Source organism: Bacillus sp. PK3_68, assembly GCF_003600835.1.
Classification (GTDB): Bacteria; Bacillota; Bacilli; order Bacillales; family Domibacillaceae; genus Pseudobacillus.
The window spans coordinates 567,238-593,864 of the sequence record NZ_NQYC01000001.1; the positions used below are offsets into that span (position 1 = coordinate 567,238).

General features: G+C 39.8%; 33 protein-coding genes, 2 pseudogenes and 1 riboswitch. Of the genes and pseudogenes, 3 read left to right on the plus strand and 32 right to left on the minus strand.

What is annotated here, in order from left to right:
• Nucleotides 1–2: 2 nt before the first annotated feature.
• The 4 genes from ribD to CJ483_RS02825 form a co-directional block, all read right to left on the minus strand.
• A complete protein-coding gene (ribD, locus tag CJ483_RS02810) occupies nucleotides 3–1,091 on the minus strand; it encodes a bifunctional diaminohydroxyphosphoribosylaminopyrimidine deaminase/5-amino-6-(5-phosphoribosylamino)uracil reductase RibD (RefSeq protein ID WP_120031737.1) in 1,089 nt (362 codons plus the stop codon).
• Nucleotides 1,092–1,238: 147 nt separating this feature from the next.
• A riboswitch (FMN riboswitch) is annotated at nucleotides 1,239–1,380 on the minus strand.
• A 159-nt stretch (nucleotides 1,381–1,539) separates the two neighbouring features.
• A complete protein-coding gene (locus tag CJ483_RS02815; protein WP_120031739.1) occupies nucleotides 1,540–1,797 on the minus strand; it encodes a hypothetical protein in 258 nt (85 codons plus the stop codon).
• Between the two features lie 142 nt (nucleotides 1,798–1,939).
• On the minus strand, nucleotides 1,940–2,566 hold the full coding sequence (locus CJ483_RS02820; protein ID WP_120031742.1) for a hypothetical protein: 627 nt from the start codon (nucleotides 2,564–2,566) through the stop codon (nucleotides 1,940–1,942).
• A 231-nt stretch (nucleotides 2,567–2,797) separates the two neighbouring features.
• Nucleotides 2,798–3,028, minus strand: a complete 231-nt coding sequence (locus tag CJ483_RS02825; RefSeq protein WP_120031744.1) for a hypothetical protein — start codon at nucleotides 3,026–3,028, stop codon at nucleotides 2,798–2,800.
• A gap of 316 nt (nucleotides 3,029–3,344) precedes the next feature.
• Here CJ483_RS02825 and CJ483_RS02830 point away from each other — a divergent pair, with 316 nt between their 5' ends.
• Nucleotides 3,345–3,800, plus strand: coding sequence for a hypothetical protein (locus CJ483_RS02830; RefSeq protein WP_120031746.1), 456 nt, complete (start codon nucleotides 3,345–3,347; stop codon nucleotides 3,798–3,800).
• Nucleotides 3,801–3,892: 92 nt separating this feature from the next.
• On the opposite strand, the gene CJ483_RS02835 is transcribed toward CJ483_RS02830, so the two are convergent.
• The gene (locus CJ483_RS02835) at nucleotides 3,893–4,462 is read right to left on the minus strand and encodes a DUF2238 domain-containing protein (protein ID WP_120031748.1); all 570 of its coding nucleotides are present in this window, start codon (nucleotides 4,460–4,462) and stop codon (nucleotides 3,893–3,895) included.
• A gap of 467 nt (nucleotides 4,463–4,929) precedes the next feature.
• Between CJ483_RS02835 and CJ483_RS02840 the strand changes: the two genes are divergently transcribed.
• Entirely contained in the window at nucleotides 4,930–5,508 is a 579-nt protein-coding gene (locus CJ483_RS02840) for a class I SAM-dependent methyltransferase (RefSeq protein ID WP_182916944.1), read from the plus strand.
• Nucleotides 5,509–5,623: 115 nt separating this feature from the next.
• Nucleotides 5,624–6,490 carry a metallophosphoesterase gene (locus tag CJ483_RS02845; protein WP_120031752.1) on the plus strand — a complete coding sequence of 289 codons (867 nt, stop codon included), beginning with the start codon at nucleotides 5,624–5,626 and terminating at the stop codon, nucleotides 6,488–6,490.
• Nucleotides 6,491–6,833: 343 nt separating this feature from the next.
• On the opposite strand, the gene CJ483_RS02850 is transcribed toward CJ483_RS02845, so the two are convergent.
• From CJ483_RS02850 to CJ483_RS02970, 27 genes and pseudogenes are all read right to left on the minus strand, one after another.
• Nucleotides 6,834–7,643, minus strand: coding sequence for a glycoside hydrolase family 25 protein (locus CJ483_RS02850; protein WP_120031754.1), 810 nt, complete (start codon nucleotides 7,641–7,643; stop codon nucleotides 6,834–6,836).
• Complete coding sequence (locus CJ483_RS02855) at nucleotides 7,643–8,095, minus strand: phage holin family protein (RefSeq protein ID WP_120031756.1); 453 nt, start codon at nucleotides 8,093–8,095, stop codon at nucleotides 7,643–7,645. The genes CJ483_RS02850 and CJ483_RS02855 overlap by 1 nt, the downstream gene beginning before the upstream one ends.
• Before the next feature lie 127 nt (nucleotides 8,096–8,222).
• Nucleotides 8,223–8,513: a hypothetical protein gene (locus tag CJ483_RS02860; protein WP_120031758.1), complete on the minus strand. Its 291-nt coding sequence runs from the start codon at nucleotides 8,511–8,513 to the stop codon at nucleotides 8,223–8,225.
• Nucleotides 8,514–8,589: 76 nt separating this feature from the next.
• Complete coding sequence (locus CJ483_RS24335; RefSeq protein WP_182916945.1) at nucleotides 8,590–8,730, minus strand: hypothetical protein; 141 nt, start codon at nucleotides 8,728–8,730, stop codon at nucleotides 8,590–8,592.
• A complete protein-coding gene (locus CJ483_RS02865) occupies nucleotides 8,730–9,095 on the minus strand; it encodes a hypothetical protein (protein WP_120031761.1) in 366 nt (121 codons plus the stop codon). The genes CJ483_RS24335 and CJ483_RS02865 overlap by 1 nt, the downstream gene beginning before the upstream one ends.
• Nucleotides 9,096–9,107: 12 nt before the next feature.
• On the minus strand, nucleotides 9,108–10,337 hold the full coding sequence (locus CJ483_RS02870) for a lactonase family protein (RefSeq protein ID WP_120031763.1): 1,230 nt from the start codon (nucleotides 10,335–10,337) through the stop codon (nucleotides 9,108–9,110).
• Nucleotides 10,334–10,918, minus strand: coding sequence for a tail fiber protein (locus tag CJ483_RS24750; RefSeq protein ID WP_220702322.1), 585 nt, complete (start codon nucleotides 10,916–10,918; stop codon nucleotides 10,334–10,336). The genes CJ483_RS02870 and CJ483_RS24750 overlap by 4 nt, the downstream gene beginning before the upstream one ends.
• A 1-nt stretch (nucleotide 10,919) precedes the next feature.
• Complete coding sequence (locus CJ483_RS02880; RefSeq protein ID WP_120031765.1) at nucleotides 10,920–11,462, minus strand: putative phage tail protein; 543 nt, start codon at nucleotides 11,460–11,462, stop codon at nucleotides 10,920–10,922.
• On the minus strand, nucleotides 11,455–12,504 hold the full coding sequence (locus CJ483_RS02885; RefSeq protein ID WP_120031767.1) for a baseplate J/gp47 family protein: 1,050 nt from the start codon (nucleotides 12,502–12,504) through the stop codon (nucleotides 11,455–11,457). Before CJ483_RS02885 ends, CJ483_RS02880 begins: the two co-directional genes overlap by 8 nt.
• A complete protein-coding gene (locus CJ483_RS02890) occupies nucleotides 12,504–12,926 on the minus strand; it encodes a DUF2634 domain-containing protein (protein ID WP_120031769.1) in 423 nt (140 codons plus the stop codon). Before CJ483_RS02890 ends, CJ483_RS02885 begins: the two co-directional genes overlap by 1 nt.
• A gap of 12 nt (nucleotides 12,927–12,938) precedes the next feature.
• Entirely contained in the window at nucleotides 12,939–13,253 is a 315-nt protein-coding gene (locus tag CJ483_RS02895; protein WP_120031771.1) for a DUF2577 domain-containing protein, read from the minus strand.
• A 12-nt stretch (nucleotides 13,254–13,265) separates the two neighbouring features.
• Nucleotides 13,266–13,799, minus strand: a complete 534-nt coding sequence (locus CJ483_RS02900; protein WP_481747730.1) for a C40 family peptidase — start codon at nucleotides 13,797–13,799, stop codon at nucleotides 13,266–13,268.
• Nucleotides 13,797–14,677: pseudogene (locus tag CJ483_RS02905) on the minus strand (XkdQ/YqbQ family protein); the annotation flags it as partial. The gene CJ483_RS02900 and the pseudogene CJ483_RS02905, both read right to left, overlap by 3 nt.
• 12 nt (nucleotides 14,678–14,689) lie before the next feature.
• Nucleotides 14,690–15,457 carry a LysM peptidoglycan-binding domain-containing protein gene (locus CJ483_RS02910; RefSeq protein ID WP_120031777.1) on the minus strand — a complete coding sequence of 256 codons (768 nt, stop codon included), beginning with the start codon at nucleotides 15,455–15,457 and terminating at the stop codon, nucleotides 14,690–14,692.
• Nucleotides 15,450–19,250, minus strand: a complete 3,801-nt coding sequence (locus CJ483_RS02915; RefSeq protein WP_120031779.1) for a phage tail tape measure protein — start codon at nucleotides 19,248–19,250, stop codon at nucleotides 15,450–15,452. Before CJ483_RS02915 ends, CJ483_RS02910 begins: the two co-directional genes overlap by 8 nt.
• Nucleotides 19,251–19,422: 172 nt before the next feature.
• A pseudogene (locus tag CJ483_RS02920) lies at nucleotides 19,423–19,853 on the minus strand (phage tail assembly chaperone).
• Between the two features lie 145 nt (nucleotides 19,854–19,998).
• Nucleotides 19,999–20,499 carry a DinB family protein gene (locus CJ483_RS02925; protein ID WP_182916946.1) on the minus strand — a complete coding sequence of 167 codons (501 nt, stop codon included), beginning with the start codon at nucleotides 20,497–20,499 and terminating at the stop codon, nucleotides 19,999–20,001.
• Between the two features lie 160 nt (nucleotides 20,500–20,659).
• Nucleotides 20,660–21,103, minus strand: a complete 444-nt coding sequence (locus CJ483_RS02930) for a phage tail tube protein (RefSeq protein ID WP_120031783.1) — start codon at nucleotides 21,101–21,103, stop codon at nucleotides 20,660–20,662.
• A gap of 73 nt (nucleotides 21,104–21,176) precedes the next feature.
• Nucleotides 21,177–22,520 (minus strand): phage tail sheath family protein, encoded by a 1,344-nt coding sequence (locus CJ483_RS02935; protein WP_120031785.1) that lies wholly within the window; start codon nucleotides 22,518–22,520, stop codon nucleotides 21,177–21,179.
• Nucleotides 22,517–22,729: a YqzN/YkzM domain-containing protein gene (locus CJ483_RS02940; RefSeq protein WP_120031786.1), complete on the minus strand. Its 213-nt coding sequence runs from the start codon at nucleotides 22,727–22,729 to the stop codon at nucleotides 22,517–22,519. The genes CJ483_RS02935 and CJ483_RS02940 overlap by 4 nt, the downstream gene beginning before the upstream one ends.
• Nucleotides 22,726–23,169, minus strand: a complete 444-nt coding sequence (locus CJ483_RS02945; protein WP_120031788.1) for a phage tail terminator family protein — start codon at nucleotides 23,167–23,169, stop codon at nucleotides 22,726–22,728. Before CJ483_RS02945 ends, CJ483_RS02940 begins: the two co-directional genes overlap by 4 nt.
• Before the next feature lie 11 nt (nucleotides 23,170–23,180).
• Nucleotides 23,181–23,660 carry an HK97 gp10 family phage protein gene (locus CJ483_RS02950; RefSeq protein ID WP_120037761.1) on the minus strand — a complete coding sequence of 160 codons (480 nt, stop codon included), beginning with the start codon at nucleotides 23,658–23,660 and terminating at the stop codon, nucleotides 23,181–23,183.
• Between the two features lie 2 nt (nucleotides 23,661–23,662).
• On the minus strand, nucleotides 23,663–24,016 hold the full coding sequence (locus CJ483_RS02955; protein WP_120031790.1) for a DUF3599 family protein: 354 nt from the start codon (nucleotides 24,014–24,016) through the stop codon (nucleotides 23,663–23,665).
• Nucleotides 24,013–24,393, minus strand: a complete 381-nt coding sequence (gene yqbG / locus CJ483_RS02960; protein ID WP_120031792.1) for a protein YqbG — start codon at nucleotides 24,391–24,393, stop codon at nucleotides 24,013–24,015. The genes CJ483_RS02955 and yqbG overlap by 4 nt, the downstream gene beginning before the upstream one ends.
• 6 nt (nucleotides 24,394–24,399) lie before the next feature.
• Nucleotides 24,400–24,561, minus strand: a complete 162-nt coding sequence (locus tag CJ483_RS24340; protein WP_182916947.1) for a hypothetical protein — start codon at nucleotides 24,559–24,561, stop codon at nucleotides 24,400–24,402.
• Nucleotides 24,562–24,574: 13 nt separating this feature from the next.
• Nucleotides 24,575–25,504, minus strand: coding sequence for a phage major capsid protein, P2 family (locus tag CJ483_RS02965; protein WP_120031794.1), 930 nt, complete (start codon nucleotides 25,502–25,504; stop codon nucleotides 24,575–24,577).
• A gap of 18 nt (nucleotides 25,505–25,522) precedes the next feature.
• The gene (locus tag CJ483_RS02970) at nucleotides 25,523–26,497 is read right to left on the minus strand and encodes an XkdF-like putative serine protease domain-containing protein (RefSeq protein WP_120031796.1); all 975 of its coding nucleotides are present in this window, start codon (nucleotides 26,495–26,497) and stop codon (nucleotides 25,523–25,525) included.
• Between the last annotated feature and the right edge of the window lie 130 nt (nucleotides 26,498–26,627).

Consider the following 26,627-nt stretch of genomic DNA (forward strand, 5'->3'; position numbering starts at 1 on the left):
TGTCACCCTTCTTTCCGTGAAGCCGTAATCTTAATATCTTGTCCGATCATTTCCACCTTATCAAACGTTAATGGAATGGACTCATCCATCGTTGGGAATCCTTCTCCCCCGAAAGGAGTCGGCGCGATTTTGCCGCCGATGAGCTTAGGTGCCATGTAAATGATCAGTCGTTGAAAGGCTTTTTCCTGGTAAAAGGAAGCATTCACTTCACCGCCGCCTTCTACGAGCAGCGTCATGATCCCTTCCTCCCCTAATTTTTTTAAAAGAAGAGGGATCGGAATATCAGCCGTTTCCAGGCGAATCACATCAGCACCTGCGGTAATTAACGCTTCTTCTTTGTCAAGAGAGGCTTCGTTGCCACAGATAATAAGCGTCTCGGCTTCTTTGTTTTCGATTACTTTTGCAGTTATAGGAGTACGTAAATGTGTGTCTAAAATGACTCGAATGGGGTGTTTTCCTCTGTGGGGCAAACGGGTTGTAAGGAGAGGGTTGTCCTGAAGAACAGTATTCACACCGACTAAAATCGCATCATGCTCATGTCTCAAACCATGAACATCTTCTCTTGCCGGCGCATCTGTTATCCAGCGGCTATGACCTGTGTAGGCGGCTGTTTTGCCATCGGCTGTAATGGCTGTTTTCATTGTGACGAATGGGGTGTTATGTTGAATAAAATGAAAAAACGGTTGTAACAGGTGATCTGCGCGGTCCTGGCAAATGCCAATCTCCACTTCGATACCGGCAGCTTTCAATTTCTGGACACCTTTTCCGCTCACCTGCGGATTCGGATCCATCGTCGCGATAAAGACCCGCTTGATTCCGGTTGAAACGACAAGGTCTGCGCACGGCGGCGTCTTTCCATGATGTGAGCAAGGCTCCAACGTAACATACAAATCAGCTCCCATCGCTTCTTCTCCGGCGGCACGAAGCGCATGAACTTCCGCGTGGGGAGTGCCTGCTTTCAAGTGGGCGCCCATTCCAATCACACGTCCGTCCTTCACGACTACGGCGCCAACCGGCGGGTTTGGAGACGTCTGTCCTCTGACACCCTCCGCAAGCGACAAGGCTAACTCCATATATTGTTCCTTTAACATTTCGCTAGTCCTCTCTCCATCCAATAAGTATTTTCGTCCAATGAATGGTTTACAGCCAATAAACCAACAAAGCCCCGTATATATAAAATATACGGGGCGTAAAAGGCATAGCCAAATAAACATCTTAAAAATCAATTTTTAAAATGCCTCATCCTTCTCCCATCCAGACTTTCACTGTCGGCTTCGGAATTTCACCGAATCCACCGCTTTCAAACGAACGCGGGTCACGGACTAAGAGCCATTGCTCATCACCGCCGGTGGGGAATTTCACCCCGCCCCGAAGGATACACTATTCAAGTTAATTCTTATTATCACTCTAGGAATACGGTTGTGTCAAGGTTTTTAATCTTCCCATTATGATTAATTTGGGTCAAAAAAGAAGGTTTTTGATGAATTTGGTCCCCAATTGGTCCCCATGGTCCCCAATAAAACAAAGGAGCCATCTTCTTCATAATGGTTCTTTTACTACATAGAGTTTTCTTTTATTATTTTTAGCTTTCACAAGTTCAAAGCTTTGATGCAGTTGATCAATAGAAAAATAACGAGATGTTCCATCTGTCAACCCGAGAAAAATTTTATTAATCGGCACTGGTGTTGCTACCATAACCGGCAACCTCGTTTTTTTACATCTAAATTCGTACCCTCGATTAAACACCAATTCTTCTAACTCCTCAAGCGTTCTCACGCCTTCTAGCGAGCGAATCACTCTACTCTCCCCCTTTTTATCGTACACAGGCATATTTCTACACAAAATTACAAAATCCTTCCAATGAAAAAACCCCTCTCAAACGAGAAGGGCTTTTTATAATTAGATAACTTTAACTATTCTCTTTCTCACTCTTAGGAAATCAGTGTTGAGTAATAGAATTTATTTGTTGATTGTTTTGATTCTGTTGATTTTGTTGGTTTTGCTGAGACTGCTGAGAGCTCAGTTGTTTCAGTTGCTGCTGGGATTGGTCAATCTGCTGAGTCATTTGATTAAGGACACTAAATGATTGGAGGCTTTGCCCCACACCTTGCAACATTTGAGCTGCTTGTTGAATGGTTCCTTGAAGTTGTTGAAAAGTTTGTTGTTGTTGATTCTGTGCTTGACTTCTAAATTGCTGCATTTGCTGTAACAACTGAGAAGCCTGCTGATTCTGAGTTGTAGATGATTGCCCCATGGAACTTAATTGCTGTTGAGAATTTTGAAGTTGGCTCAATGCAGATTCCATAGAATCTAACTGGTTTCTTAGAGGTGCTAATTCTTCTCCAATCTCTTCCTCGAATTTTCTTTCTGCTACTCTTTCTACCACTTGTTCAGTTACTTCTTCTGTTGTTTTCTTAGCCATTATAAAATCCTCCTTTGTTAGATTCGGCACACTTTCCATCACCAAGTCATCAGTCCCGTTCTCCACTTGTCTCCCTTTATCTGTGGAAACAAAATAAATAACAGCAAGGATAACCAGGCCGGATATCAATAGCGTAATGATCAAGTTTACTACCTCCTGGACTGGCGACTATGTGCGAACATTTGAAACACAATGATATTATGGTCTTTGAAAAAGGCCCTTATTAGTGCCAAAAATAACCGCTTAAGTAGTTAAACAGAAAATTATGTATGCTTAATTTTTGTATAGATTTCATATAAAAAGCTCTTTTGAATTTTGGTTCAAAAGAGCTTTTTCACAAGATATTAAATGCTATTATATAGAAATTGATCAAGCTTATTGATTGTTTTGGTTAGATAACGTTTGCTGTGAATTCGAGTTATTGGTCATATCACCCATCATAGGTTGTGCCATCTGCTGAATAGGCTGACTGTTTAACGCATTGGATACAACCTTTGTCATCTGCCGAAAAGTTCCGTTCTGTACTCCTCTTGATATTCCGTAAATAGCAGCCCCAGTAGCACCTACAGCTAATATAGAAGTCAAAACCCCGCGTTGATTGTTCATAAAAACCCTTCCTTTACTGGATATTGAAATGCGCAGGTTCTAAAAAGTTTGTTTTTTAGAACCCTATTTAGCTTTATATAATTAATGATTGATTATGCTGGTAACTATTTACCTTAATATAAACGAATTAGTAAAGAAAAACATACCAGTAAAGCAGCTGAAAATATGAATAAAAATGATAAGCTATACTAACTCCATGTTAGGATCTACTGTACAAATAAAACAAATCGGCCTCATGTTAAGCTATACATAAAAATTAATAAACTGAACAAAATGATAAAGCAACAAAAATAACAATGAAAGAGAGGAAACAAAAGTGCCTAAAAAGTGGTTACATATACTACCTGCCTTTTTATTATCAGCCGTAGTATTAATGGGTTGTAACAATGATAATGATCCAGTAGAAGATGACAATGATACACAACAAACACCTCAAAATGACAATAACAATGAGAATGAGATTAATGATATAGGCCCTGACAACGAAAATGACATGAATAGGGACGATGATATCCTGCCTGATGGTGAAGACGATAGGAACAATGAAAATGATATACTCCCCAACGGTGAAGATGACACGAACAACGGAAATGACATACTCCCTAACGGTGGAGATGACACGAACAACGGAAATGATATACTCCCCGATGGTGATAATAACCAAAACAATGAAAATAATCTGATGCCTGGGGATAACAATATGAATGAAAATGATGAAGATCTCCTTGAAAACAATAGAGATACGGAAGATCCTAATAATAAGAAAAGATAAATAAATACCTTTACAACAGAAAGGGAGCTGCCTTAATGAGTATTCTTCTAAGGTAGCTCCCTAATCTATTCACTTATTTACGTCTTTGTCCCTCAGTTTTGGTCGCTTACCTTTTTGTGAAAGGCTGCATAGATAGCTATGATAACCCCTCCTGCCATGCCTGATAGCGTATCGGTCATCGTATCTTTATTATCATCACTTTCCAAAGCCCCCATAACAGACCCAATAAACTCTATCACTTCCCAAAAGGCACTGAAGGTTACCGCGAATGTTAGGACAAATAGAAAAATCAGCCAGCGAGAAATTCTTCTTTCTGCCGACTCAGGAATGAGAAGCCTGTATAAAGCCATTGCAACAAAGGCTGTGAAAACACTTCCTCCAAAATGCAGAACCGTATCCCACCAAGAAAAACGATCATAAAAACGTAAAACGGCGCCTAGGAAAAATGCGAAAAAAAGCAAAGCATAATACCCTATAATCAACGGCAAGCTAAAAGGAATCCTTTTTAAAAATAAAAGAAGGACAGGCAGAAAACCAATCACAATTCTCCCCAGCATGTCTGTCCATTTAGGGGAAGATCCATTTAAATGTTGTAAGAAGAAAGCAGATGCTATCAAGACAGCAAACCCTATGCTTAATATCAATATGGCTTTCTTTTTCATATTTATCGCCTCATCTGTAAAAGTTCTTATCATTTACTTGTAAAAACAGGGACTAAAAGGAGTACACTTGTCTATGTATTAATGGATTTAAAAATTCGTTTCTCCTCTTTGTAACGTACTATTGAATGTATTCCAACTAATTTCTTCACCTACTCCTTTTATCAATTCATATATCCCTCTCCTTATTCTTCATATTTATAAACATTGTTCCATACGTATTGTTAAATTGCCCGCTTACCCTGAAAAAATACGGAAGGTCCGATTCAATGTATTGTATCTGTAGCTTTATTTTTCCATAAAGATGGATATAGCACTTTTTATATGCGTTGGATATTTTTTTAACACATAATCAAACAGCATTCTTCTCATTCTAAAACTGTTGCTCAAATGTAAGGAGGAATCATGGATGACAGTAATTAATGATGTCAAAAAAACACTAACTAGATTAAAAAGTGAAGGTGCTCTCATTGCAATTATCACCTAGAATTTATCATTCATTTGTTCGACCAAAATGGTTTACAAGGATTTATATCCAAAATAAGATTCAAGAGCATTTTGATTTTGCAAATAAAAAAGTGTTGGATTTTGGAGCAGGTACTGGAGCCAATTGCACTTTATGTTCACCCGATCACTACTTCGGAATTGATCCTGATTCACGTAGAATTGACTTCGCCAAGCGGCTATATTCTCCATACCGTTTTGAAACGTTTACGGGAAATGAACTTCCTACAGAGGATAACAGCTTTGATGTTGTTTTAATTATCGCCGTCCTGCATCATATTCCTCCCGAAATGATCCGAGGCTATGTACAAGAGTTCAGAAGGATTTTAAAGCCCGGAGGAAAAGTTATTGCGATTGAACCTTGCTTTTTTGAGAAATCACCAATCTGCAATTGGTTTATGAAAGTAAATGACAAGGGAGATTATATCCAAAAAGAAGAGGCTTATTTAAATTACTTTATAGAGGAAGATTTTCGTTGTAGTGTACTAAAAAGATTTAAAAAATGTTTTTTTTACAATGAACTTTATTTTACAGCCTTTGTTTAATTTTTAAGCAGTCTTGTAAATGACTTGGAGATGACGCTATTACCTGGCTCTCCATTAATTACCGCTAATCATTCATTCTTGCCTCCTTTATAATATGAAAAGAGGGAGGGAGAAGATGATCTTACTTTTATCAGTTATTTTAATTTTATTTACCATCGCGATGCTTCTTTTCTATAAAGCGCATAGAAACACTCAAAAAGTCGCTTTAAATAAAATAAATTTGCCCGCCTTAAACTCTCATCAGTCACCGGACACATTTTTCAATGTTCTTCACATCTCAGATATGCACCTTGAGAAAATTTCCATTTCACCTGAACAGCTTTATCGTAATTTGGAAGGTGAAAAAATTGATTTAATTGCTATTACAGGAGACTTTCTCGATAAGAAACGCAGCATTCCTAAGTTGGCCCCTTATTTAAAAATTTTCAATCGTCTAGATGCACCTTTTGGGATCTATGTTGTCTTTGGAAACCATGATTATCATCTTAAACAAAAGGATTTTGAAATTTTAAGAAGCCTATTAAGGGAATACGGTTGTAAGACACTCCAAAATGATAATGAGACAATTATTGTCAATGGACAGCCTGTAAACATAATTGGAGTTGATGATTTCCACACCCGAAGAAGTGATCTACAATTATCGTTTGCTCATCTAAAAGAAGGATACAATTTAGTTTTAACTCATGATCCCAACGTTGTACTGAATATGAAAAATTACCATTACGACTATCTCCTGTCAGGACATTTCCATGGAGGACAGATTCATTGGCCTAAACCTTATCACCTCGCGAAACTAGGGAGAGTCATGATGAAAATGAATATGATTAAAGGACTTCACTATCATAACGAAAAACCTTTTTATATTAGTGAAGGATTAGGACAGACATCCATTAATATAAGAATTGGAAGTCGTCCCGAGATGACGCTTCACCAGTTGCCTATAAATAAAATAGCAAAAGAAAAGACTCTAATAGTGGTTTAACGTTAGAGTCTTTTCTTTGGTTAGTGTCAAGCTTAAGCTTAATTCTATTTTCAAAAACCAGCTGAATTTAGACATAGAAGATCTATTTAAAGTAACGGAAAATCAAAGGTGCCTTCTCTCAAAACAAAAATAGCCCCTACTCATTAGGAATAGGGGTTTTTCACTTTGAGTGTTCAATTAATAGGGGATTGGAGCCCCATAAGAGAGGTAGTATTTGAGCCTCAATCACAGGTGTTTCATTTTAATGAAAAGGAGAAATGGTTGCCTTATATTAATATATTAAACAGCTACTGGTTTAGTGCGTCTTTTTAGAATGAAATTTCTTTCTAAGATGAAAAAGATATCACATCTCCTCTCTAATTTGCGGATTGAAACCAAATTCTCGACTGATGTTCTGTTGAGCAGTCATAGCCGATTCCAACGTATCGAATACGCCTGTCCAAATTCTTTTTTCCTTAGCAAATGGCTTGTACCCTAGCTTCTCGCCAATTAATTTAGCTTGCTTCCCCGCCTCTTCTTCAGTTTTAAATGAGCCTGTATAGATACGATACTTTCCCTTTGTGACAACAGCGGCCTTTGTCTCTTCCTTATTCAAAAACCATGACAGCTGTTTGTTTCCTATCAGTTGATTTAAGTCTACATTTCCTTTTATACCAGATAAACGACCAGTATCAGTATATTGGTGTAGATCACAAGGATAGTCTGGCTTTTTTTCGCCATATCGTGGAATCCAAACGAAGTCTGCTTTGATTTTGTCTGCTTGAAACAGCTTGTACGTATGATGACCAACATACAGTCCCACTTTTTTCGCTCCCAATCTCCGCAACTCATCAATGAAAGCCTGTGTACCGGCTCTCATATCGTTCATCGTTTTAACTTCCACATCAGCTACCCAGAATAAGGCTTCTTTATCGCCTCTCTCCCAGAAATCCCGTGCTTCCTTTTTAGCATCATTGATAGAAACAAACCGACAAAAAGCATAGTTGCCAAATGGCACTCCATATTTTTTAGCTCCGGCTACATAGTTTTTATATTGTCGGTCCCGCACTCGGGACCCGTCTTGCACTCGAAGGATAGCAAGAGACAATTCTTTCGATGCTTTACTCCAGTCAATATCCCCTTGATGATGAGACAAGTCTGCAATTTTACTCATTATTCGCCCACCTCTTTTTTATACTTAATGTCTGCTTTATTTGTCTCTTTATTGTCTTCTTTCAACTGAGCAAATGCATGGCTAATTTGTGCTGGAACCTGGACACCCATGTGACCAAGATTTTCAATGAAAGAAATTCCCTCCATACCAATTAAAAAAAGAATCATGGCATTTCTCATAAAGTGGCCACCGCTGCCAGCCACAATATCCAGCTGGTTAGCTACAATTACTGCTAGCAGCATGGCTGCCTTCTTCATCAGTCCTTTAAATGCTTTTTTAGATTCTACATTCTTTTTAAAAAAATAAGCAACAGATAAACCGCTTATATAGTCCGTTGCCATTAGTACCATTAAAGCAATTACAAACTGATCAACGCCTCCAAATAAATAGGCAGCGCTCATAAAAGCACCGCCCGTCACTGTGTTCCATAATGTATCTGTGTTATGCTGCATCTTTTTCCTCCTATTCAGGGCAACTTCTTTCGTAAGTTTCCCCTCACATATCCCTTTTCTTTTCATAAAAAAGACACCTATTCTGTTAGGTGTTTTTTTGCCGGGTTATATTCCTGATACTGAGTATCTAATCTTTATGTTTTGCTAGATAGTCCGCTTCAGTGACTAGATAAATTTCTGGAATCAAATTAACATGAGAATCAATCGTATGATGAATGGAACCTATTCTGTATTGTTGATTGTGTTCTAAAGTACTTTTAGAAACTTCCTTCGCTGCTTTTCCAATCTCTTTGAATATTTGATTAGAAACAATAATAACATCACCTTTTTGTAAAGGATATGGATATTTTATTTTACCTAATCTAGGAAATTCACCCGTTTTCTTTTGATATCCTAAATGAAAATTATACTCATACATTTTACCCTCTCCTTTTGCCTTTACAGTAATTATCGGCTAAAGAGAGAGACTTTTGACAATAAAAAAATAACGCCTACTATCCAGTAGCGTTTGCGTCCAATACTTGATATACCATTTCTTGCAGATTCGATAATTTCGGTACCTGTTCTCTCTCATAGTTACCATTTTGTACATTTCTAGCCCAGATCGCCACTAAAGCACTATTTATGGAAAACATCACGCATTACCTCCTGCAATGATTGTAGTTAGCTCCATGATTGCCTGTTCGTTTTGAATGTTTCGCAGTTCTTGTTTTGCAGCTAGCACGGTCATCTCGAGAAGCGATGTTTCAAGCTCGTCATTCTTTTTCTTTAACTGATCAAATTTTTCCTGCAAATACCCGCCGTTTTCGCGGACGATTTCTTCTTTAAGCTGTTCATCTACGATGAAGTCATTGTTAGCAGCATCCCATTTATAATATCCAGATAAAATATTACGTGGAAGAACGTGATCATCATATTCAATTTCTTCAAACCCTTCATATGAATAAGTTAGAATGTCACGAACGACATTGCTTTTGTCCGTTTTAATGTAGAATTTCATTTTTATCCTCCTTCAATTAAATATATTCATTACTTTTCTCTCTTCACCAATGCTGCCGTTTTGTAGAGCATAACCAAGAGAATAATCTCCTTCTAAAGGAACAGTATTGTTTTTATACGCTTTTAGTTCATTTTTATAGTAATTAGCTCCAATAAGATGTTCTCCATCAGGAGAGATAGTAATATTCCAGTCGCCTGTTCCCCCCATATTGATGCTTTGAAGAAGATGAAACTTATCTCCGTTTCTTTTGTATCTATTTCTCCCACCATTAACAAACAAAATTTTTCCATTAGGATGAAAACGGAGAAGGTTGGCGCCGGCTGATCCGATATTTACTGAAGGTTGTTTGTCAATTGCATTATCGATTTCTACTGGATTACCATTATTCCATTGGTACACAACAATTTGATTGTTATTTGTGCCCTTATTGAAAATCAACAGCTCGTCATTCGAAGAAAATGTCACTCCTTCTGTAGTAATCACTAAAGAACTTTCGATTTCAGTAGCCCTTCGAAACGTGTTATCACCCAGATTTTCATATACTAAAGTGCTGTTCCACTCAGAAATAACAATGTATCTTGAGTCATTAGATATAGCAATATCTCGAGGAACTGGACCCGTTGTTAATAACGTTAAATAATGGAACTCTACTAAGTCTGGAGTGTTTGCATTCAGAATTCTATAAACTAAAATTCCTGATGTTTGCGAAGATCCTATCCACCTGCGCACAAATAAATAATTTCCATCAGGAGAGAACATTGTCTTTCTGCCGCCTTGAATTCCTGTAATGGTATTAGCTACTTTAACGAAAGAGTCCCCTATTCTTTTATATAAAGTAACCCCCGCCCCTGTAGTGGAGTTTTCTCCTGCATGAGCAAAAGCAACTAAATTATTTTTATAGAAAGCAACACTGGCACAATTCTTTTCAGGCATAATATCTGGATTCGGCAACTTAACTAGTTCATCCCCAATTCTTTTAAAAAAAGCAATCGATCCATAACGGCTGGTTTCTCCCATTCGTTGAACAACAGCTACATAATTACCGTCTTCTGATATAGCTGTATCAATATGATCTGTAAAAAAACCAATCGGTTTAGGTAATTGCTTGGTTTCATACTTCACAGAAACAGGCTCACCGTATTTAATGTCTTCAGCAAAAGTAACTTTCTCTGATACCTGTCCTTTTATTTTTGTACTGCTCCCCCCGCTAAAAACCCCACCATGTTCACGAATATCAATCATCGAGGTACCTCCTCAACATAATCCCCGTCTGCATCATAAATCACATCATATATAACCGGTGCCCCTACGACTGTTATTCCATCTGCAGCGTAAGTTGTCACTGTGCGGACTGTTGGATTTCCGTCAGCATTCGGTTCACTAAATTCAGCCCTCATAAATAACGTTCCGTCTTTTCTCTTCTTCTCTACTGTAAGAAAAATTCCGTTTGCATTCTTGGAAGAACGTTTGGTAACAAACCTTTCCATATGCTGCAGCATGGCTTCTGGGGCTGTGTCTGTGTAGGCTTTGGCATTTGTTTCGGCTGTTTTTACTGCTTTGGATGTAGCTGCAAACTCTTCGCTATCACTGGTGGTTGAGTTGCTTAATTGAACAATTCCTTTTTGTGTAGTGGAGGCCTCTTTTACTTCTGGAATTGGAGGACATTGATCTTCTGCCAGCTTTCCATTCGGTCCTAGTGTCGCAACCTTTTCATCGATCTTGCGGAAATTTTGATTGAGCATTGTTTCAATATTGAATGTATCTTCCTTATCAACGATTGGATCTTTCATATATAGATTTAAACGCGGAGTATGTTCAGCCATCCTATACACCTCCTGCAAACTTATTTAATGGAGTAGCTTCCATCTCAGCTAATGTCATAGCTTCTACATCCTTAATCAATAGATATTTGAACTCAAAATCTATCACTCGATGTGCTGGCAATATTTTTCGGATAGCTGTTTTTATATCTTCCAAATTGGGCGGAATGCCATAGACATCGTTAAACGTAACAAGGATTTTTGATTCTCCCTTTATAGCTTTTACTTCAACCGAACCATTTTGGAAGGATTCAGCTACATTTTTAATCATCCCTACACTGACCCTGCCGATACCACGCTTCTTAGACTTTAAAACTGACCTACGATGTTCAAGTGGTTTGTTAACATCAGTTGGGATCTTAAATTCCTTTTCCATAAGTGTCAGTCCCCATGTTGCACTGTCAATGAACACGTTATCAAGGACCTCCTCTATATGGCGCTCTAGACGATCAAAGACCTTTCCCTCTACTCTCGCCATTTCTTGAAACTCTGGGCATTTACGTAAAACAGGTGGTAAATCCGCTAGCATCTCCTCTCGACTAGACATTAAGTGTCACCTGCCCAACAACGGGCACTTCACTTTCCCTTAGAATGATATTAGTAGCCTGTCCATTGATTAATAGAGTTGAATAATCAATAACCCCTGGAATAATCAAAAATAACGAACCGATCACCCGTTGCCGGACAATTGGCTCTGTCTCTTCTTTAAAAGCTATGGATTTTAAATGATCTGCAAGTGCTTGTTGAAATTGCTCCTTTACAACCTCTATTGTGGTTGAAGAGTTAATTTCAATGGTAGCAACTACATTTATGAACACCGGCTTTGCGCTTTCAACTGTCACAAACGAACCGATTGGAGCTAACCCTTCACCTTGGCCTGGAACCGGATCTAATGCTACTTGAATACTTTGAACCAACTCTTCAGAAGCTGGCATAAACTCAGAGTTCACAATAACTACTTTTACTGTGTCGGGACCGTCCCAGTTAGGAAATACTTTAACTGCTCCTACCCCCTCAAACTCTCTCACCCATTCTTTGTAGTGACCGATATTTCCACTTGTAGCTGGCTCAGCTACTTTGTCTTGATACCGAACAAATAGGGATTCCTCATCCTCTTTCTCTCTCCCTGGAATAATGATCTCACCAAGCAAGGCGGTTTCTAACCCATTAATCGTTTCTGAAGGCATGAGTTCAGTGCCTACAGGAAACTTGTTGCCGATTGTTCCCTCCGTTTCACACTGTAATTGGATTCCATTTTCATTTTCGATTACTACAAAATAAACGTCTTCTACGAAAAAACGACTCCCTATGGGAACCGGAATATTAAACTCTCCTCTACGTATAGCTGCAACGGCATCTTTATAATAGACACCCATTTCAGATGTCCGTTTCTCTAAGTATTCACCTTCACTTGTTGATGCAAAGGATAGCTCTAATACTCGATCTAAAAATCGATAGAGCTTAGCCACTTGGGCAGCGCTTTTCGCATAGGAGGCATATAGAGGAGAGATTTCACTTACATCAAATGACGGATCGGTCTCGTCAATCATTTCTTGTAAAATGTTTTCGAATGTATACTCCTCAAACATTAGGCCGATAACACCTCCTCTATTTGTATTCCCCCGAGTGTCGTATCCACTTTAAAATTCACATGGAAAGCATCCTCAATATGCTTGATCACAAAGTCATAGACTTGTTCAATTCTTGGATCATACATAAGCGCTTCAGTAACAAGACGCTCAATCTCCATAATTTTAAAAGCAACACTCGTTTCATTGTCAGCCAACATTTCAGCAAGCTCATTTCCAGTGTCTGAGGAGTAAATCGGATAAGCATAGCGCGGAATATACAGGGCAAATAAAATAAATTGCTTAACGGCCTCCAAACCGCTGATCAGTTCACTCGTAAGCCGGTTATTTTCAAAATCAAATCGATAGGTTTTTAATCTCAGAAGTTCATTCACTGACACTTCTCCTGTTTGAGGAATATCAAGTTCCGGCGATAGAGCCAACGTTGCCACCCCCTAGTTGCTTACTCGATCTAAGACATAATAAAAGCCACCACCCTGGATGGCAGCGACTTTGAGATTATCTCCTATCCTTAATGCATTAAGAACTGTATGTGTCTCTATTCCCCGAGGCGTTTGAACTTGTACAGTATAATCTGTTAAGGATTTCGGGATAATAAATGACTCTTCTGAGAGAATGAGCTTATTATTATTCATTAAACGGATGCTCACAGGATTGGTTGACACTACATCGGCGTCAAAGATTCTGACTGGGTTTTCTATCTCTCCTGCTTTTAATGAGTGCTTTTTAATTTTGTCACTCAATGCCACTTTCCCTCACCTCTACAGAACTCGATTAATTTGCATGAATTTAGGGCCCCAGTATGAGTTGTTACTTCTTAAATACCCGTGCTCTTTACAGCCACTGTTTCCTAAGCTCACACAATAACCCGGTTTTGTGATAATACCGACATGCGAAACACCCGACCGATAAGTTCCCTTAAAGAAAACTAAATCACCCGGTTGCCCTTCGTTGTCTCCGACTTTTCTTCCTTTTTTAATTTGGTTAGCTGTGCCATCACCAAGATTTATACCAACCTTCTTGTAAATGAACTTTGTGAATCCGGAACAATCACCACTACCTCTAGCAATGTTTTTTCCTCCAAAGTCATATTTGAGACGACCAATATAACTTCTCGCGAGAGTGACCACTTCCTGGGCCTTGGAAGATCCTCCTGTTGATCCTGAACTTGAAGTTGATGAAGTTGACGATGAAGATAGCTCTTCCATTTCAGGGAAGTCATTCGTCTCAATTAAATGCAGGCTCATCGTATGTTTGTTTCCAACAAACGTATGGACGTCCGTGTCAATGTACATTGTACGTTTGAGACGAATATCATCAATAATTGCATAAATGGCATTTCCGCTTGTGGCAGACTCAATACCGAGCGCCTCTACATCTAACTTCTTTTTGACTCCTTTTTTCTTGTCCAAAATCTCTTTTCCTTTTTCGTTAAGGCTGATTTATTTAAGGTTTCCGATACCTTTTCGAAGTGTTGAATCACTCCAAACTGTTTTTTGCCTTCACTGTCTGTGACAACCGCTGTGACAGTCTTATTTCCTTCACCAGATGTTAATTTGACTCGTGTAGCTGTCTCCTCAATTGATGTATCATAAGTATAATCAATGATGTTATTACCTACTTCAAGAACCCATTGAATATCCTGCTTTTTCAATTCTGTTAAATGTACTTTTCCAAGACGGGAATAGATATGAAACTTTCTCTTGGAAGCCTTATGTGTATCGATCATTGCTCGAAGTGCAATATCGTAAAGAGACGTTTCCTGATCAATTATCTTTCCTACCCTTTCTTTCGTGTTCACAAAAGAGCCATGTGGGACTTCGAAGTCCTTGCACATCTTCAACAAAATTTCATCAAGACGCTTTCCTGAAAAGTTATATATGTCCTTGTTCATTAAAAAATATTGCAGCATATCATACGCTGTTAATGTAAGCTGGCCACTCTTATTGCGGGACCGGTTAAATACAGTACCGCGAAATAATTCATTTCCCTTCCACTTAAACAGCAGTGTATCTCCCTCAATCACCTGTTGGTAAAAGTGGAGACCCACGTCAGTATATAAGATATTCGCTTCAATCTTTCGTGCCGCCTGATACCTTTGCCCAGACCACGTAACTGTTGAAACAGGAATCGCCATCATATAATCAGGTTTAACTAAAAATAATTCAATCATGCTTATGCTTCCTCACTTACGAGGAGTTACAGACGCCACACCGGTTTGTACTTTTTTAAGCTGAACCGCTGTCATGCCTGTACCTGTTGTTTTTTGAGGAATAGTGAGAACCTGACCGGGATAAATAAAACGGCCAGGTTGCTTAACATTTCTTTTGTCTCGCTTGATAAGCATTTGTTTATTGGCTTCCCAGATGGTTTTCCACTCCGCGCTATTTTTATAAATTACCTTTGCAATTCCTGTCAGAGTATCTCCTTTTTTCACCTTATAAGTTTTGGGAACAGGCTTTGTATCAGGTCGTTGCTTATTGCCCCCGTGCGCATTTGTTTTCTTCTTCGTATCGATCTTTCGAGAGGTAACAAAGATGTATTCTTTCAATGTGAGGTCATAATCAATATCGCCAATGTCTTTGTCCCCCTCTTTATAGAAAAATTCATCGATAGAAACTGCAAAATTAATAGGAGTGCCTGTCATAATCAAGCGAATCGGTAATTTACTTTCTCTCCAAGCTTCTAAGCGTTTTACATAGTTCCATGGCATAGACAACTTGGTTGGCCTCACCTCACAAAGCGGACTCCATTTAGCCGGAAAAAAAGACGAAAACTTAAATGTTTTCGCCCCAGGTTCCTGCAAGATAGTGATTTCACCGAAATCGGCAAGGTCAATATTTTCATTTTTAGAAGGACTGTTAATTTCAATAGTTGGAGGGAGAATAGGCAACTGGAATTTTTCTTTCCCATTCTGCCAAGACAGCCAGATTTCATACACGTTTTTAGTCATCGGCCACCACTGCTCCTCTCTCAAAGTACTCTTCCTCTAATTTTTGTTCGATATAGTTATAAGCGATTCTACCAACTTTTTCAGCATCCATATCGTTATGATAATGATTAGCACCTGTGATCTGGATGATAATGTCACGCATTCCCTGCTGAACCGTTTGAACGGAACGGCTCATAATATTTCGGACTGTTTGTGTTTGCTCTTCCGGCAGAATCACTGGAGCTGATTCTTTTTCGTTTTTAGCTCCTACTCTTGCTATAGATACCCGAGGCGACACTCCAAGTGCTCTTTGTGCATAATCTAGCAGTCCAAGTGCCCGATTCCGATGTTGTTCAAGAGGAATGATTACTTCTTTCTTATTCCCTTCACCGACACGGGCAATATGATCATGTGTGATGATACCGCCACGCTCATACGGTTTATACCCACCGCCGCGGGCCCGTGATTTTACTCCCGGGTGATTGTGAATTCCACCGTAACGACCATTGATATAACGAATAGCGGCAACGGCTGAATGAAGAGGATTTCTCCGATCATTGAAACCTGGTAAAGTCCATCTTCTAAATGTTTCTTCAATGATTTGAAACAGACCAACAGATGGGTCTCCTCGTCTTGCATTAATGTCCCATAAGTTAATAGCATTTGGGTTAAATCCAGACTCTTTTTGTGCTATCCACATAAGTGGTTCTAACCAACTCATGGGCATACCTGTGATCTGCAACGCTTGTATAATAGCACTATGGGCCATTGCAGCCCCACCACCACTATAATTACCAAACGAGCTCATTAACTCATTGGCCTTACTTTTAGCGATTTTAGAGATATCCACACTACTGAATCCTTTTACCACTCCCATAGCTGACCAATAACCAAGATCAGCCATAACACGAGAAGGTGAATGGATTCCAAGCTCTTTTCTGAACGCAGATTCTACCGCCTTCGCAAGCACTTTCGCTTCAGCTGATACATCACCTTTCTTACTTCTCATACCGCTAATAAAATAACCAACAAGCCCTTGGCCAAATCCTTTTCCGCTTACAATATACTTTAGCATCGGCTGTCCAACATGATTATTCAGCCAAGTTTTCATGCCAACTGGTACTGATTTAATTCCATTTTTAAAGTTGTATACGAGTGCTGCTCCGTATGTCTTTGCCCCCAAGGCGGCTTGATTAAAAGGCTGATATATATTTGTTCTAACCCAAGAATTCACAGATAGAGGGCTCTTTCTCATACCTGCAACAAAGCCATAACTAAATGCATAGCCAAAATGCTTGGCGCTCTTTACTGCACTTCCCACTGGAATATAAATGTTTTGATTGATCCAAGAATAAACATCAACAGGAGCACTGCCAAGACCTGTTACAAATCCATAACTGAATGCGTAACCTAGGTGTTTGGAGCTTTTTGCAACACTTCCAAATGGCTTGTAAATCTTTTCGTTAATCCATGTATAGACACTCACAGGAGCACTGTTCAAGCCCATAACAAATCCAGCAGAGAAGGCGTAACCTAAGTTCTTAGCATTGGTAGAGGCACTTCCTACAGGTTTATAGACTTTCTCATTTAACCAACTATAGACATTCATCGGTGCCGAGTTTAGTCCGGTCATGAAGTTTTTAGCAAAGGCCTGTCCTTGAGCTTTCCCTTCATTGTTTGCTGCAGCCTTATTCTCTTTAGAACCAAAAAAGAGCTTTGATAAAGCTCCTTGCCGATCTTCTGTGTAAGTTCCCGGATCTTTAAAAGGATTACTAAGCAAGCCATTAAACCTTTCTTGCCCGGCTTTATGGCCGAAAAGCCAATCACCTAATCCAGTTCCTACTTGGTCTACAGCTAGAAAAGCAGAAAGTGTGCCTAGAATACCCACACCTTTACCAGCACCTCTTAATCCACTTCGTCCTCCACGTCGGCCAGACCGCGTATTTCTGCGTCTGCCAGTACGGGTATCCTCACCGAAGATTGGATTATCAGCCGGCGGACGGATTTTAAATAAGTCTTTTAATCTGTCTGTTAAACTTCGAACGCTACGTGCGCCTCTTCTTGAACGTCGATCCATACGGCTCATGCTCTCGGTAATATCATCCATGTCTCTTGATCTGTTTCTTCTAAAAGTAAAATCAAAAGCCTTTCCAATCAGCTTAATTGGCTTAATAATCAACCAAGAAGTAGCTTTAATAACAATCAATCCGCCTATTAAAATCTCAAGTGGCGTTTGTATAAGATTCCAATGAGTAACAATTCCTTTAGCCACCGGTACTAATATACTTGAAATCGCTGAAGCTAAACGGTTTATATCCTTAACCATTTCCTTAACCGCCGTTTGACCTTCTTTAGAATCTAACCACTTATTTAACTTTTCGAAAGCTGGAGCTACATTGGTAATGATTCCGCGGCCGATCTCCGTCATAGTTTGATTTAGCTTTCGGCCTGCATCATTAATCGGTGTCATGGGATTATTATTTCGCATGTCATTGAACTGCTTATTGAGCTCACCTGTAGCTTTTATAGGATTATCTATAGCACTGGCCATATCTAGAATAGGTTGTTTTAAATCTTCATATTTGGTTCCTATAAGTTCTGTCGCAATAGCTGCACGTTTGTTTTCATCCTTAATCTTTGAGAGGCCATGAGCCAATCTGTACATCGCTTCTTGACCAGTATAAGAGCCCTTTTCAAAGCCCTTAAACATTTTCTTGGCTTCATCGGCTCCCAGTACTTTCTTGAAAGCCGCTATCTGATCGTCAGTCATTTCTCGGCGCTTGATGTTAAACTCGCGCATCGCATCAGCCATGTCATCAAAATTTCGGGCACCGCTTTTGGTTCCAGCTACAAATGCTGCAGAAACCTGTTCCGGTTTCAATGCCATATCTACAAAGCTTGAGCTATACTCATTAAACGTATCTAAAAGATCATCATATTGATCCCCTGCATGCTTGAACACATAGGCAAGGTTATCACCTGCCCTTTTTGAGTCGATCTTAAAATTCTTCATCATGCTGGATAACGAACGGTCTACTTCCGGAACATCTTTTTCATGAATCATTGCAATCTTATTAGAGATTTCAGAAGCAGCTTTTAATTGGTTTCCTCTTAGGCCGGTCTGCTGGGCCATATTACGAAGAGATAAGGCGACTTCTTCTCTTGAATTTCCGGCCATTTTTTTATAAAAAATATCATTAACCATTTTTCTAACTTCTGCGCTGGCAATACCTGTAGCGGCACTCGTCCTAGCATCTTGTTCCATAGCCGAAGAACCAGCTCCGATGAGGCCAGAGCCGGTAATACCTCCAGCGGCTCCAATGGTTAACACAGTGCCTTTTAATTGATCTAAACGCCCCTGTATATTTTCAATTACAGAGGAAGCTTGGTCATCTGCTGTAATTTCTGCTGTAGCCTGTTCACTGTCAACGCTGTCTAACCGTTGTTCTATCCGTTCTAAAATACTGCTTAAATTGTCTATCGCCGCAATTTCGGCGGTGGCTCTCGCGCTATCAACACTATCCAGCCTTCGATCTATTTGATCCAGAGTACCGGTTAAACGATCAATCGCCTCAACAGTTGGAGAAGCAGTCGCATTATCCAATGACGAAATCCTTCTCTCTATAACACGGATAGTACCCGTTGCACTGTCAATCACCTCTAGCCGGGGATTCGCTCTGGCTCTATCAAGTCTACGAATGGCAGTATTGGTAGCTTCAGTAACGGATTCAATGCTTTCCAAACTGCGATGTAGTCCTCTTAACCTTCTCGAAATATTATCTTTCATTTCAAAGACAGCTGTTAATCTTGCCAAAGCGATCACCCTCCTTTCGGCTTATGATCTTTTAGATATTTTTCAAGAGACGCATATAGGAATGCCTTTCTCTCTTTTGGCATCTCCCACAAATCTTGCAAATCGCGCGGCTTATAATTTCTCTCATGAATCAAAAAATGGATGTAGACCGCATCACGATCTCCATCCTCGATTAGTTTTTTGCTTCTTCAACTAGCTCCTCAAAATCTTCATCATAGCCATTAATACGCTGTGTGGCATTCATCCACTCTGCAAATTCTCCACCTACTGACAACACCTTTTTCACAGCATCTACTGGATCTACTACACCGTAGGATTTAAGAAGTTCTTTATCTTTAAAGTCTGGATAAACCGTTGACTCAATTCCCATGCGGGCAATCCAGCGGGCTCTATTTAATTGCTCGCCTACTTTTTACCATTCTCCTTTACCGGCTCAATGCATTCCTTTTCTAGCTCTTCAATTCGCTCCGTTGTAATAGGCTTCATTAGAAATGGGATCACTTTTCCCTCGTTATCTTTGTATCGCTTTGAAACATAAACTTCTTCCTCTGTTACTGCCTGAGCTTTCCCTGCCATAAAGAAACTCATATCACGCTTTGTCATTATTAAATTCCTCCCAATTGATCATGTGATTTTTTATTTTAGGGATGCGTTAGATCTCAATGTTGATTTATTGCCAAAATTAAACCGCCTTCCAAAGAGGGCGGTTTACTTAACTACCATTTAACAAATTTTAAGACCAATGGTTTTATACCGTATACAAATAAAAGACGTAATCAGTCGGAACACCACTGTGACCAAGCTGATGCAACATAGCGGTCAAGTTGCCACGGTGATATGTTCCATGATTGACGACATGCTGTACTAAGCCTGACAATGGTGTGCTAACAGAACCGTATACAGGATGTGCCAGGGGAATAGTCTTCTCAAAGTCACACGTATTCAAGAAGTCCCTATACTTATTTTCAGTTTCAATGAATCGCTTCTCCACACCTTCCAAGCTCTCCGTCTTTGATTCTTCAAGCAGTCGCATTAACAGTTCTCTAGCCTCGTTGAACGGGCGTTCACGCATTACACTAAGCCACATCGTATCCATTGCATAGATGTGCGACATTAATTGACAAACAGATGGAAACACACTTGTTATTTCTTTATTCCATACCTCTTCAGGCAACTTTCGTAAATGTTCAAAAACGGTTTTATTAGCCCAAACATGGTACTCGTACAACTGAATGACTTGACTCGACATAAGCATCCCTCCATTTTGGTCTGGTCCTGTTTTCTTATTCAACGTTGTATTCTCATATTCCTTGTTGTCAACGTAGCAGAACCAAGCCAAGTAATATTGAAGATACTTTGTTAAGACGCCATTTTTAAAAGAAAAAGAGAAATTTTAATTGCTCTTAAAGTTAAAAACCCTCTCGTAATTCCTCTGGCATATCGATATCTTCAAATGTAAAAGGTAATTCTTCTTCTAGGATTTCTCCCTCTGCATTTAAGCCAGCTACCTTGGCACTATCGAAATTAACATCATAAATAGTCACTCGTTCTGTTCCGCGACCAGATGATTTATCATCCAATACTTCCTGGAATGTGAAATACGGATCTTCACCTGTTTTTACATAGTTAATCATTAGTCGAACAAACTTAGAAGTGACCTTATAAACAGTCAATGTACCAGTGCCACTGGCTCCGACAGTCTTATGTCCTGTCATTCGTCGTCCTAAAACTTTCACTTCTGTTTTTTCTTTTTCTATATTTGCTTCAAAGCTTTTAACATAGGCCATTTCTTCTCCATCTAAGAACAAGCGGCCTTCTTTACCTGAAATCGTATTACCTGAGCGAAACGCCATACAATCTCACTCCTTTTCTCCACTAGAAAAGAGAGCCTTATTTAGACTCTCCTACTGTACTCCATTTGCTCAATCATCTAATTTCCATCCCGAAATAAAATTTCTCCCCGCTGTCTACTGGTTGCACACCGGTGTTGATATAGAAACCATCTCCGTCATCATTAATGGTAATCTGAACGTCATTCTGCGAATTAAAGTTCTTGATAGCTCCGCCTTCTTGCAAAGTGTTCATATAAATGGTTACTAAAGTGCTGAGAATTTGAATTCCATCCCCATTCACCGGGATATCCTGTCCTTTTTCTTTTCGAATCTTAATCTCTCGTTTTAACTCGCGAGTGATATCGTTGTTGATTGCGTCCATAATGCGGATGATCTTGTTCTTTTGAAACTTCTTATCTTTTTCTTTCGTGAAGGACACAAATGAGTTGATATCCTTCTCAACCGTTACCGTTTTATCACGAGCATCGAACGTTAGCATGAATTCACCTTTAGCCAGTCGCTCAATGATTTCATCGTTGTCATAACGAGGAAAAACATCAATAGCCCCTTCGTATTCAACAAACGTCAAAGACTGATTGATCGTTGCACCGGCAGAAGCTCCAGCAACCCAAGCCGTTGTTTCAGCTGGAGTAAGTGTTCTCTCAGGGAGTACCGCTCCATTTGTCACATTGATAATCCCTTCAAAATCTGCTGGAGCATTAGCAAGCACGCCTTGAACCTTCAATCCTTGCTGATCACGCACACGACGAATAAACGAGATAAAGGCCGCTTTTAACTGTTCATCCTCCGAGACCGGTAAAGCAATGGTATCGAAATACTCGGTTTCTGAAGCAGCTAGAAACTCCATATACTCAAGATTCGTTGGCGTGCCGTCGGCTCCACCAGTTAACTTGATACCTGCGGAGTTAGTCAACTCTCCAGTACCTTCGAATGTAACCCAGGCATTTGCTTTTAACTCGCTTGCATTCTCTACAATTTGCTTATCAACAGCTTTGCTTCCCATAAAAGTTGTGACATCTTTCTTTGTTTCATCCACCACATTAGAAGTGATTTTGATCATGATATCATTGCCTTTTGTACCGCCATATACGGCTGTTGCAATAACTCCGGTTGCTACTTCGGCAGATGCTTTTGTACCTTCATTTACTCGATAAGCAAGGACTGTTTTAGCCTTCTTTTTCGCCTCACGCAAAAGCAAAAGTGCCGGGTCGTTAATATCCAATCCAAGTTTCTTCTCCACATCTTCTGACTTCGTAATCTCAATAAACTTCTTTGGTTCTCCCCAGTTTAAAACGAGTGGAAGAGCTGCACGCCCTCTGTCTCCCACAGATAAACGCTCATTAGGAGCTGAGGTAAAACGAAAATAAAAGCCTGCGCGTGCCTTTTCCTCCCCAGGGACAAATGCACCACCATTCATTGTTTAACCTCCTTCTTTAAGAAAGCGTCAATACGCTTCTTCACTTCCGCCTTTGTTGCTTGAATATCTTTCATGCCTAAAACAGCCCCGTCAAAAACTTCCGGCTTCACATCAAAAAGCTTCGGAGAGTGCTCACGCAATTCATGTAAATAAAACTTTGGTTCCGAAGTAGCTGTTTTGGATAAAGTTTGTTCTGCTTTGCTCGTCATGATTTCACCTCACCATCCACCTCAAAGTTCTCAAACGACGCATAATCTTCTTTCTCATAAAAATAACGACTATCCCACGTTACTTGGATAATCGCTACTCCACTGTCTGCTATTCTTGTTTCGATACGGTTGATTCTTACGTATTCACCTGTTGGAACTCCTGTTTGATCAACGAGAGGTATAAGTCCTCGCTTGCTGTTCACAATGTCTGCAATCCGCTCGGCCTCATTATTTGCCTGCTGCGAATCCTTATGAAACAACTGCACTGACAAACTATATGTTTTCATAAAGGTAGAGAGCGTATCATTGCTATTAAAAGCAAAAGGAGGAGGAAAATACATGCTCGGGATCACAAAGCTTTCCGGCACTTCTTTCGTATAAACCTTACAGGGAAACAACTTGTAAAAATAACTCATAATAGCTGCTACTTCCGGATTCAACGCTCCACCTCCTAAAACTCTGTATCTAACCACCGCTGCATACGACGCTCTAGGCTCCTTTGAAAAATCCTTTCAAAAATAGCGAGCGCATTGTCCCAATAATGCGAGCCTTCTACCCACTTCTCTCTTAACATCATGCCAGTACTCGCTCCTGGCTCATAAACAAACCGATCACCTCTCCAATATCCAGGTACAAAACGTTTCCGCTGAAAGTGACCGTCATTTGCGTAACTGGCATAGGTCAACCGGGTTCCTATTTCTAGCGTCAATCCACCTTTATTAATGGACCAAATACCCTCAGAATCCCCTCGATTAAAAGAATTTAGCAGCCTTCGAGTATCCACTGTTTCTGTGCGAATAATTTCATCTTGAATAAGACCGAGAAAATCCATTCCAAGACCTTCAAGCCATGAACCGAACTCCCTTTTCAGTCCTCCATCAGCAGCTTTTTCCACTTGTTTCATAAACTGTTTTAAGCCGCGTATTTTCAGGCTCATAGGCGTTCACTCCGAGTAGCCGTGACTTCAATATGATGATTCTTGATCTTTTTTGGAATTTGCAATGTCAATTCGATGCCATTCCAGACCACTTTGTCGTTTACCCTAATGTCTGCAGACGGCAAGAAATGAACAAGAAACGATTGAACCGCCGTTGGATTAGGTTCTCCTTGAAGAATGGACTGATTCTTTTCCGTGAAGTAGCAAGGAACAGCGGTAAGGTCCGGAACCTTCCCATAGGAAAACTCCTCCTCCAAGTCACTTCCCGGTATTCCCCATGCTCCCTCATCCTTATTCTTTATTAAATGGTAGACATCACATCGATGAGTTAAAAGATTACGGTAACTCATAATACTCTCAACCTCATTTGAACACCGAACCTATCTGTCGGTTCTGTTTTAATAAATTCTTTCAACAAACTCTTAACGTCTGGCTTTCGAATGGTTTGTCCATTGGCCAATGTATAAGAGTAATCCCCTATTTTTTCCGAGGTATAGCCCTTGACAATTGATTCATCGCTATTAATGAGTGCATAGAATTGAGCCATTTTTAACAAGGCTAGTCTTGCTTTATCAGGGAGTGGAGCAATTTCTGCAAAGTTATGACCGACAATACTCTCGATCTCAATTTCCGCCTCCAGAATATCCTGCTCAAGCAACGATACTGGCCTCTCTTTTACTGCATCAAATACAGAATACGCAATGACATCTGCGGGAGTGATGAGCAACGTCTATCACTCCTTTTCTTTTTCTTCATCATTGATGATTTCAAAGTACCCGGTTTTTACCGCTTCTTCGGCTTCTTTCTTTGTTTTCACTTCAACAAAAGGATTGCGAGCGTCAGCACTTACAATTCCGCTGTATGATAAAGCCTTGATCAACTTTAATTTAGTCATATAAAAACACTCCCTATGCCAAACCTTTTACTAGGACAGCGGCATCTTTCTCTTCAATAATCGGATCAAAATCGAGGTGAACTACATAGAAGCGCTTATCTTGCATAATGGCTTCTTTGCCCTCAACTGTTTTACGGATTTTCACGTCGTACGTATTCACGACAATTAAGTTTTTCGGATTGATCAGCACCATTCTATCTTTAGGCATACGTGGGACAGTCACGAAAGGAATACTAGCCGGTGCATTCATAATGGACTCTGAAAGACCGCCACCATTTTTAATATTTTCGTTTAATAAATAATGCTCCCACTTTTGTTTTAAAGAGGGAGCCACTAACCAGCGTAATGAGCCATCGTTATATTTATCTGGTAATTGCGATAGGGCATCATAGAATACATTAAGAGAAATGGCTCCTGCATCTTTTGCAGAACGATCTTCTACATGTGAACCGGTAGTCAGTTGCTTTAGCCAACCGTCATTGATTTTCAAAAAGTCATAGTCAGGATCTGTATCAAGAGTCGCTTCATCGCCATTTAAATATAGATCTTCTAGATCGATCCCTAGTTGAGTCGTCATAAGTTTTGTTACGATGTCCTCAAAGCTTTGGCCCTCAATATTTTCACGTAGAGACTCTTCTGTAATTTCCCATGGCAACCGCACGGCTGTTGTTGAGTATTCGATCTTATCGAACTTTGGTTTTTGGCGGTACCCATCGTCTGTATCTTCCGTTTTCTTACGTAGAATACGAGAATCGATACCGATCTTATCGATTTCACCAGCTTTTGCACGCCGCATTTCTTTGCGGATTAATCCACCAAGGGCTGTCGCTTCAAAGGTCTGCTGAATAAATTGTTTGGATTGTTCAGGGTTTAAAAGACCTGAAGTAATCGAACCCGTTGTAATTGCCCCGTCTTTCAAGATCTGATTATTAGTGATAGTCATAGACTCTACTCCCTTCAATTAAAGAATTCCGCTTAAATAATGTTTTTGAATCTCTTGGTTTTGTGGCTCTTCTTGCGTTTGCTTAGAAACACTGCGGGCTTTCTCTACTGCTTCTAAACGTTGATTTAGCGGCTCTAATGCTTTTGCAATGGTCTCCTCTAATTGCTTGCTAACATCATCTTGAGCCTGTTCTGATTGCTGCTCATTCTTTTCAATAGAGTCCAAACGTTTAACAAGTGGTTCCAGTGCCGCTTGTACAGCCTTTTCAATATCTTCTTTTTTCACCACTTCTTCCTCCTCTTCAACTTCTGATTTCAGCTCATTCAAAGCTTCAAATGCCGCATTGATTTTATCCATACGAGCGGCTGAAATTTTCTTTCCGGCCTTTTCAATGCTTCCTAACTCCTTCTCTGAAGCTTTTTGACTCTCTTCTTTGCCAGAGAAGAAGTTTTTAATCAAATTAAAAAAGCCTTTCACTTCATCGTTTTCATACGACTTAGTAACAGGCTTTTCACTTTGCTTTTCAATTGTCTCAGCAGTACCGGCCATTGAATATCCAGTAATAGCTCCCTTCTTAATTTCTTCCCAAATTTCATCAGATGCTTTTGTAACAAGCACCCAAGAACCCTTTTTAATTATCTCTTCACCAATCGTAAAGTCGGCCGGCGCAATATAAGATTCAACCACTTCACCGACTCCTGCATGGAAGTCATGCTGCTTATCAATGTTTCGAGCATCTCTCATAAAGCCATGAGCCGCTTTTTCAATTTCCGGAGCGGTCATATAATCCCCATGTGAATCTTCCACATCTGGCTCATAAACAATTCCATATACTAGCTGCTGCTCTTCCTCTGCTTTGTTAATGAATAGCTTCACTTCTTTTTGAAAGTCCGGCTGGTTGTCTGACTTGGTGAAGAAAAACTGCTTCCGGTTGGCCCCTTTGTCCACATAAGAAACGTGTGTGATGTTAGCGTTAATTAATTCTCTTGGCATTTATCACTCACCTCCCTTCATTTTTTATCTAGAAGTACAATGTTTTTATAGGTAAGACACATATTACACACCCCTGGACTATTATTTTTAATCTATAAGTGGATAACAAATAAAAGCCGATGTCATCGGC